General features: G+C 71.8%; 7 protein-coding genes and 1 pseudogene. 2 read left to right on the forward strand and 6 right to left on the reverse strand.

The features are described 5' to 3' along the window. The 4 genes and pseudogenes from KBX53_RS13930 to KBX53_RS13945 form a co-directional block, all read right to left on the reverse strand. Positions 1-699 (reverse strand): annotated as a pseudogene (locus KBX53_RS13930) (hypothetical protein); the annotation flags it as partial. Positions 700-850: 151 nt separating this feature from the next. Continuing rightward, complete coding sequence (locus KBX53_RS13935; RefSeq protein WP_210859638.1) at positions 851-1,975, reverse strand: epoxide hydrolase family protein; 1,125 nt, start codon at positions 1,973-1,975, stop codon at positions 851-853. 129 nt (positions 1,976-2,104) lie between these two features. After that, the gene (locus KBX53_RS13940; RefSeq protein WP_030331425.1) at positions 2,105-2,632 is read right to left on the reverse strand and encodes a hypothetical protein; all 528 of its coding nucleotides are present in this window, start codon (positions 2,630-2,632) and stop codon (positions 2,105-2,107) included. A 45-nt stretch (positions 2,633-2,677) separates the two neighbouring features. Next, on the reverse strand, positions 2,678-3,829 hold the full coding sequence (locus KBX53_RS13945; RefSeq protein ID WP_210859640.1) for a hypothetical protein: 1,152 nt from the start codon (positions 3,827-3,829) through the stop codon (positions 2,678-2,680). 132 nt (positions 3,830-3,961) lie between these two features. On the opposite strand from KBX53_RS13945, the gene KBX53_RS13950 reads away from it, so the two are divergent. Continuing rightward, positions 3,962-5,539, forward strand: coding sequence for a gluconokinase (locus KBX53_RS13950; protein ID WP_309140769.1), 1,578 nt, complete (start codon positions 3,962-3,964; stop codon positions 5,537-5,539). A gap of 19 nt (positions 5,540-5,558) precedes the next feature. Here the strand turns inward: KBX53_RS13950 and KBX53_RS13955 are convergent, their stop codons facing one another. Continuing rightward, a complete protein-coding gene (locus tag KBX53_RS13955) occupies positions 5,559-5,843 on the reverse strand; it encodes a putative quinol monooxygenase (RefSeq protein WP_030331430.1) in 285 nt (94 codons plus the stop codon). Between the two features lie 216 nt (positions 5,844-6,059). On the opposite strand from KBX53_RS13955, the gene KBX53_RS13960 reads away from it, so the two are divergent. Beyond that, positions 6,060-7,358, forward strand: coding sequence for a serine hydrolase (locus KBX53_RS13960; RefSeq protein ID WP_210859645.1), 1,299 nt, complete (start codon positions 6,060-6,062; stop codon positions 7,356-7,358). Between the two features lie 7 nt (positions 7,359-7,365). On the opposite strand, the gene KBX53_RS13965 is transcribed toward KBX53_RS13960, so the two are convergent. Continuing rightward, positions 7,366-8,145, reverse strand: coding sequence for a hypothetical protein (locus tag KBX53_RS13965; protein ID WP_210859647.1), 780 nt, complete (start codon positions 8,143-8,145; stop codon positions 7,366-7,368). Positions 8,146-8,297 lie beyond the last annotated feature (152 nt).

The raw sequence follows: 8,297 nt of genomic DNA on the forward strand, positions 1-8,297 counted from the left end.
CACTGCCGCGACGGCGGCAGCGCCGAGCGCCCGGCGGTCGGGGCGTAGCGCGGTCAGTGGCGCGTCGTCGGGTTCCGCCAGGACAACGGGCGCGGGGCGGGCGGCCCGGTGGGCGGCCAGCAGCGCGTCGACCTGCGCGATGACGGCGGCGCGATCGTCGGCGGCGGCGAGGGTGAGGTAGAAGCGGAAGTTCACCACGGCACCCGCCGGAACCAGGAGGCCGGACAGTCGACCGCGATCAGGCAGCAGGGTGACCGGGACGTCCGGGTGGTGGGCGGGGCCGATCAGGTCGGCGTACCGCCACTCGCGCCGGTGTTCCCGGCCGCCGAAGGCGACCCGTCGACTGGTCACCACGGCCACGCCGGTGTCGACGGCCCGCAGGCCCGCCGGCAGGGCCTCGGAAGAAGCCTCAGCGAGGGAACAGAGTCCGTCGGGGGTGGGCAGGCCGGGGACGTGCCGCGCCTCGGCCTCGACGAGCGTGGCGACGGGGAGGACGCGGAGGACGAGTTCGTCGTCGTCGAGGTCCACCGGTAGGCCGGTGCGGGGCTGCGTACACCCGAGGAAGCTGGCGGCTTCGATGCGGAGCCGACCCAGGTGGTCGTCGCGGTGCCGCCAGGCGTCGGTGGCGTCGCGGTACGCGCGCTGCCGGCGCTCGTTCTCGCGCTCGGCCCAGGCGATCCGCCAGGGGGCACAGGCCACAGAGGTCACGGTCACACGCGGTACAACCGCTCACGTACGTGACAGGCAACGCGCCCCGGATCGATGCATCCCGGTGCGCCCGAACGGAGAGAATTTCCGGCAGCGGCGGAGCCGGCCACGTTGGGCTCGGCTCCGCCGCCGCGCATCGCCCCTACAGCGAGGTGAAGAACTGCCTCATCTCAGTGGCCAGCAGGTCCGGCTCCTCCAGCGGCATGAAGTGCCCGCCCCGACCCGGCTCACTCCAGTACCGGATATCGGTACAGGCCCGCTCCGCGATCGAGCGAGGCAAGTTGGCCAGCGCAGGTTCGGTGCTCACCGTGAACGCGGCCGGCACGGTGATGTCGGGTCGAGGAGTGTTGTGCGCGAAGTCGGCGTACTGCCGGAACGACGAGCCGATCGTGCCAGTCACCCAGTAGAGCGTGATGATGGTGAGCAGCATGTCCCGGTCGATGCTGTTCGCCAGGTCCCCGTGGTTGTCGCTCCAGTCGCGGTACTTGTCGACGATCCAGGCGGCCAGCCCAGCGGGTGAGTCGGCGAGCGCCGCCGCGAGAGTGTCCGGGCGGGTGCCCATGATGGCGCTGTAGCCGCCGTCGGTCTCGTCGTACGCGGCTTCGGCGTCCAGGTACGCCTGCTCGGCCGCCGACAGTGGGCGGGCGTCGAAGCTGGCCGGGAACGGTGGATGGATCATGTGGATGCCGGCCACCTGCTCCGGATAGAGGGCGCCCAGCCAGCCCGTGACCACTCCCCCGACGTCGCCGCCGAAGGCACCGTATCGCTCGTAGCCGAGCACATCGGTCATCAGTTCGTGCAGCGTCCGAGCCAGCAACGCCCGGGTGACCGGCTCGTCTGGGACCTCCGAGAAGCCGAAGCCGGGCAGTGACGGCACCACCACGTCGAAGCCGCCGCCGGCAGGGCTGGTCAGCCGGTCGACCAGGGGCAGCATCTCGATGAAGCTGCTGGGCCAGCCATGGCTGAGGATCAACGGCAACGGTGCGGGCGTACCCGCCGGGCGCGCGGCCCGGACGTGCAGGAAGTGCAGCTTCCGGCCGCCGACGACGGCCAGGTGCTGGGGGTACGCGTTGAGCTCGGCTTCGCGAGCGCGCCAGTCGTACCCGTCGTGCCAGTAGGACACCAGGTCCCGCAGGTAGTCGGGGTCGACGCCGCCCTGCCACGGCTGGTTGCCGCTGCGGTCGGTGAATCGGGTACGGGCCAGTCGGGCCCGTAGGTCGTTGAGGACCGCATCGGGCACGTCGATGCGGAAGGAAGAGAAAGACATTGGTCCTCCGACAAGGAGGGCGCTCCCCGACGCGGAAGGTCAGCTGAGGGGGACGGCGGAGAGGAGCGCCCAGGAATGACGATGGGTGGTCACCGGGCTCACCTCCTCTCGTGGCTGACGAAGATCACTCTAGCCGAGGGGGTCGGGGAGTCGGCCCCGGGTCGGAAACCTCGACCGGGTACGCGGCGGGTACGCCTCGCAGTGCTCGGCCCAGTGCTGGGCGGCGGTGGCCAGGGCGTCCGCGGAGACGGTGAGGATCAGCGGGTAGATCGCGCTGGACGGGCGGCGCATCCACGGTGGCAACGACTCGGCGGAGAACTCCACGATCAACTCCAGCCGGCGGCGGCGCAGCACCCGGCTGCGCAGGGCCAGGTTGGGTTCGGTGAACCGGACCATCGCCGGTGGCGCGCTCAACGCGAGGGCGGCGGTGGCCTGCCCGTGCAGCCAACCGCCGAGCGCGCGGGCCTCCTCGACCATCAGGCTGGGGTAGTGGTGTGACCAGGTCTGACCGTCGGCGGTGCGGGCGTCCACCTCGATGAGCAGCCAGTCGTGCCAGCCGGGCGTGGCCCCGTCGGGGTCGTCGGGCGGGTCGATGCCCGGCTGGTAGCCGACGGGGCGTATCCGCACCCGGGCGCCATCGTCGGACCGGATCTCCACTCGATCATTCTGGCCGAGCGAAGCGGACTTCAGGCCCCGAATCGGTCACTTCGTGATGATCCGCCGCACGCCCCTGTGCTCGGCACAGGCGTGGGACCGACCCCCGGCCAGGCTGACCGAGCCGTCGCGGCACTGCACCAGGTAGCCGCGACCCGCCCAGAACTGCGGTACGCAGTCGAACCAGTCGCACACCTCGGCGGCCGGTTTGCGGATCCGCGTGCCGCCGCAGAAGCCGTACCCCAGGGGGTTTTCCGGTGCCCCGCAGCGCGGGTCGGTGGTCGCGCTGGGCGAGGGGCGCGGTGACTTCTTCTGCTTCGGTGGTGGGGTCTTCAGCGCGAGCGCCGGGTCGACCGGGTGGATCAGCGCCGGTGCCCCGCTGGGGGTGGGCGCCGGGGTGGCGGCGGCGGCGACCTCCGCGCCGCCGGTCGGGTCGGACGGGTCCGACTCGATCAGCGCCGCCGGCACCAGCAGCGCGATGGCCGCCGCCACCGCGATGCTCCTGCGACCACCGGGTACGAACGACGACAGTCGGGCCTGCCCGGGGGTGGCCACCGCCGGCCGGAACGGCTTGAGCTGGGCGTGCTCGGCGATCAGTTCGTCGAGCTGGGCGAGCACCGCGGAGCGCTGTTCGATCGCGTCGGCGAAGGCCAGGGTGAGCTTGAACCGGAAATCCGGCGCGGCGTCGGTGGGCAGCAGCAACCCGGAGGTACGCCGCCGGTCCAGCACCTGGATCAGGGTGACCGGTGCGGTCGGGTCGTGGGCCAGGCCGGTCATCCGGCCGTACGCCCAGTCGCGTCGGCCGCGTCCGCCGAGCAGCACGAGCCGACGACTGGTGATCACGGCCATGCCGGCGTCGGTGACGCGGACGCCGTCGGGGCGGCGTGGACGCAGCGGCCCGGTTCGCGGGTCGACATGCAGGTCCGGCGCGGGCAGCACTGTGGTGTGTCGCACCTCGACCAGTTGCGCTGCGGGCAGTGCCCAGAGCACCACCTCGTCGCCGGCCAACTCCAACGGCAGGCCGGCGCCGGCAGCCGCCGAACCCTGGAAGTCGGCGGCCAGGGCGCGCAGCCGCCGTAACTCGTCGTCGCGTCGCCGCCACGCCGTCTCAGCGCCACGGAACGTGCTGACCCGCCGCACGTTCTGCCGGTGCGCCCACCGGTACCGCCATGTGGAACCCGTCGAATCAGTCTTTGCCACGCCGACTCCTTCGCCGCGCAGGCCACCAATCTGGGTGTCGTCGGGTTCAACAGGTGCGGCACGGCACCCGGACACGTCGAAACGGGCGAAGTATCCGATCGGCGGAGCAATCAGCACGATAGGGGGATACTGGTGCCGACGTTCATGTTCTCCGAGGGGGTGACGGTCGTGCCGGCAGTCACGCTGCCCGGGGTCGTGATCGGGGTCGACATCGGCACCACCAGCACCAAGGCCGTCGCGTACGACACCGACGGGCGGCAGCTCGGCAGCCACCTGGCCGGCTATCCGATGAACAACCCGCAACCGGGCTACGCCGAGCAGGACCCGCAACTGATCCTCGATGCGGTGCTCAGGTCGATCAGCATCGTCGTGGCCGAGCTGGTGCAGCCGGTGGTCGGGTTGTCGTTCAGCTCCGCGATGCACAGCCTGATCGGGTTGGATCCTGACGGCAACCCCCTCACCCCGTCGCTGACCTGGGCCGACTCGCGCTCCACCCGGCAGGCCGAGCGGTTGCGGGCGGCACCGTCGGGGCTGGCCCTGCACCGGCGTACCGGCACGCCGATGCATCCGATGTCGCCGTTGCCCAAGCTGCTCTGGTTCGCCGAGCAGGAGCCGAAAATCTTCCAGCGGGTGGCGCACTGGGTGGGCATCAAGGACTGGGTGTTACTGCGGCTCTGCGGCACGCTGGTCACCGACCACTCGATCGCCTCGGCCACCGGCCTGCTCGACATCCACACCCTGGAGTGGGACGACGAGGCGCTACGCATCGCCGGCATCACCGCGGAACAGCTTCCGCAGCTCGTCGCCACCACCGCCGTGCTGCCCAACCTCACCCCGCAGAGCGCGGCCCAGACCGGCCTGCCGGAGCGCACCCCGGTGGTGGTCGGCGCGGGCGACGGGCCGCTGGCGAACCTGGGCCTGGGCGCTGTGCACCCCGGCATGGTGGCCTGCTCGATCGGCACCAGCGGCGCGATGCGGGTGATGGTCGAGCGGCCCGGCGTGGACCCGCTCGGCGGGGTGTTCTGCTACGCGCTGACCGAGCAGCGTTGGGCGGTCGGCGGCGCGATCAACAACGGCGGCATCGTGCTCAAGTGGGCCGGCGCGGCGCTCGCCCCGGACCTGGGCGAGCACGCCGAGGAGGAGCTGGTCGCGCTGGCGGCCCGCGCGCCGGTCGGCTCGGGCGGGCTCATCATGCTGCCGTACCTGCACAGCGAACGGGCACCACACTGGAGCGCCCTGCCGCGTGGCGCGTACGTGGGGTTGACCCACGCGCACCGCCGTGAGCATCTGGTGCGGGCCGCGCTGGAGGGTGTCTGTCAGCAACTCGCGCTGGTGCTCAGCTCGGTGCGCGCGGCCGGTAACGAGGTTCGCGAGGTCCGGGCCGGTGGCGGCTTCGCCCGCAGCGGCCTGTGGCGGCAGATGCTCGCCGACGTGCTCGGCCTGCCGGTGAGCTTCCCGGCCGCACACGAGGGGTCGAGCTTCGGCGCGGCGCTGCTCGGCATGGAGGCGCTCGGGCTGATCCCCAGCATCGACGTCGCCGCCGACCTGGTGCAGATCGAGGAGACGATCCGCCCCGACCCGGCCGCCGCCGCCACCTACGCGGCGCTGCTGCCGCTCTTCGCCGAGCTGTACGACGCCCTCACGCCCACCTTCGCGTCGATCCGTCGGATGGCACCCGGCCTGCCCACCGGTCTCGAATCACCGGCGTGACCGGGTCGACCCGCGCCGGTCAGGGCGCCTCGACGCCGGAGATCAGGTAACGCCGCACGTCGGCGTCGAGGATGGCCACTTCCGGCCCGTCGTCCGGCCCGGAGCCACGGAACGCCTCCAACTGCTCCGCGGACTCCCAGCGCTCGTAGACGTGGATCCGGCCGGGCTCCAACGGGTCGGCCGCCAGCAGGAAGTCGAGGCAGCCGGCGGTGGCGCGGGCCTGCGCGATGACCTGCGCGCAGCCGGACAGGTAGGCCTCGCGTGCGGCCGGTTCGACCCGCAGACTGCCAGCGATGATCAACAAGGTGGGCCTCCAGGGATCGGGATTGCTGATGAGCATGATGCCTGTGAGTCATTGTGATGTCTCTGTGTCATCACGCTCGTCAGGACATCGCCGCCCAGACGGGTGACGCCGGTCCCGCCGGCCTCACCAGCCTCCGGCGCTTCATATCGTGCAAACGTGAAAAAAAGCGACAAGAGGCGCTCATCTTCCCTGCTGGGGAACTCTGCCCGCGTACCAGTGAAGGTGCTGTCGGCGGCGGTCGCGCTCGCGGTGCTCGCGACGACCGGGCCGGCCACCGCCGACGACCCGGGCCGCGGGCCCGCCGCGGATCAGGCACAGCCGACCGGGCCGGGGTACGGCGGTGACGGCCGGAGCCACGAACCGGGATTGGACCCGACACCGGAGCGCCCACCGACCAGCGAGGTGTCCTGGCTGTCCTTTCCCGGCGGGGTGTTCGCAGTGGACTCGCTCGGGCACACCGTGCGCTACCGCGCCTGCGACGGGGACACCGGCCGGGTCGCCGACCCGACCATGCGGGTCGCCGCCGGGGTGGCCAGCGGCGTTGTCGTCGTCGGCGGCACCGCCTACCGATACCGGGTGCCGCTGGTCGGGCGCAGCGAGGGCACGCTGGAGGTGATCCCACAGCACCGCCCACCGACGACGCTGACCGGCGTGGTGGTCACCAGCCCGCAGCCGCCCACCGACCCGGTCGCCGGGGCCCGGCTGTTCCCGCTCAGCGGGCAGCTCGCCCGGGTGGTCGCCGACGCGAGCCTCAACCCGGCCGGGGCCACCGTCCGTGACCTGTCCGGCCGCTACGGCGACCAGCAGATCGCCGTCAACGGGTCGCTGCGCCCCAAGGCGGCCAGCGTGATCAAACTCTGGATCCTGGTCGAGCTGCTGCGCCGAGTGGACTGTGGACAGATCTTCCTCGACGACGGGGTGCTGGTCACCCCCGAGGGTGTGGTCGGCGGCACCGGTCAACTCCAGTTCGAGACGTTCCCGCAGGTGGTGACGGTGCACCGGCTCGCCCAGTACCTGATCAAGTACAGCGACAACGTGGCCGCGAACGTGCTGATCACCTACCTGGGTGGGTTCGCCCCGGTCAACGCGCTGATCGACTCGATGAACCAGCGGTCCACCATCCTGGCCCGCCGGATGCTCGACAGCGCCGCCGCACAACGCGGCGAGGAGAACTACACCAGCCCGGACGACGTGGTGTCGCTGCTCGGCGCGGTCTGGGACGGCGAGATCCTCACCCCCGCCTCCCGTGACCTGATGATCGGGTTCATGCGGGAACAGACCCTGAACACGAAGATCCCGGCGGCGTTGCCGCCCGGCGTGCCGGTGGCGCACAAGACCGGTGACCTGCCGGACGCCTCACACGACGTCGGCTACTACCTGATCCCCGGCACCGAAACCGCCGTCGCCTTCCTCACCGCCGGGCCGATGGCCACCGGCGACGAGACGGTCCGACGGATGGCCCGCACCGTCTACGACTTCCTGGTCGACCCGGCCGACGGGGCGGTCGAGGAGTGAGCTGGCGTCAGGCGCCGGGGATGTTCGCCGGCGGGTCCTCGCCGACCAGGTCGGCGGCCGGCGGGTCGGCCGACACCGACAGCCCGAAATCCGAGTACGTCAGGTCGAGCTGGGCGACCTCCGACTGCTCGCTCGCCAGCTCGATGCGGTAACGGACCAGCCGCCCCTGCTCGTCGACGGCAGCGGTGAACGGGACCGCCCCGGCCCGGTCACCGAGCACGCCTCCGACCCCCTCCCCCAGCACCGCGCTGCTCTGGCGCAGGTCCAGCGTGCCCGCGTACTCCCGGGTGGCGGTCTGGCGGACGGCGGTCGCCGTGCCGAGCGTGTCGGCCAGCCGGGTGTTGTCCAGGCCCTGCTTGGCGGGGGGTGAACCCGGAGCGCCGACATGCCACCAGGTCTTGCCGTCCCAGACCGGAACGCGCCGGTCCGGGGCGCTGACCCGCACGTAGACGTCCGGCCCGGTGGTGAGCCGTTCGATCTTCACCTCACCGGTGGGCACCTTCAGGGAGGTGGTCTCCAGCCCTCGCTTCGCCTTCGGGTCCCAGAGCACGACGGTGCCGTCCCCGCCCGTCGTCCCGCCGCTGCTCAACGTCAGCTTGTAGGTCTGCTGGTCGACCTTCCCGGCGGCGGCCCTGAGCACACCGACCCCGTCGGTCGGGTCCGCCGACGCCGCCGGACGACCCGCGTCGGGCTCATCCCCGGTGGCCACGAGTGTCCACACCCCCGCGGCGACCGCCACGACCAGGATGACACCAGCGGCGATCAGCTTCGGTTTCTGCACTGTCATCTCCCCGGGGTGGTGCGGTCCGGCCAGAGTAGCCGGACCGCACCTGCCGTTGTTCCCGGTCGGCCTGCCGGCCCGCTGTTGGTCCCGGTCGGCCGGCCGGCCGATCAAGCCCGGCTGATCGCGTTCGCGTGGATCGCCTCGTGCAGATACGC

Source organism: Micromonospora sp. M51 (assembly GCF_018070305.1).
GTDB lineage: Bacteria > Actinomycetota > Actinomycetes > Mycobacteriales > Micromonosporaceae > Micromonospora > Micromonospora parva.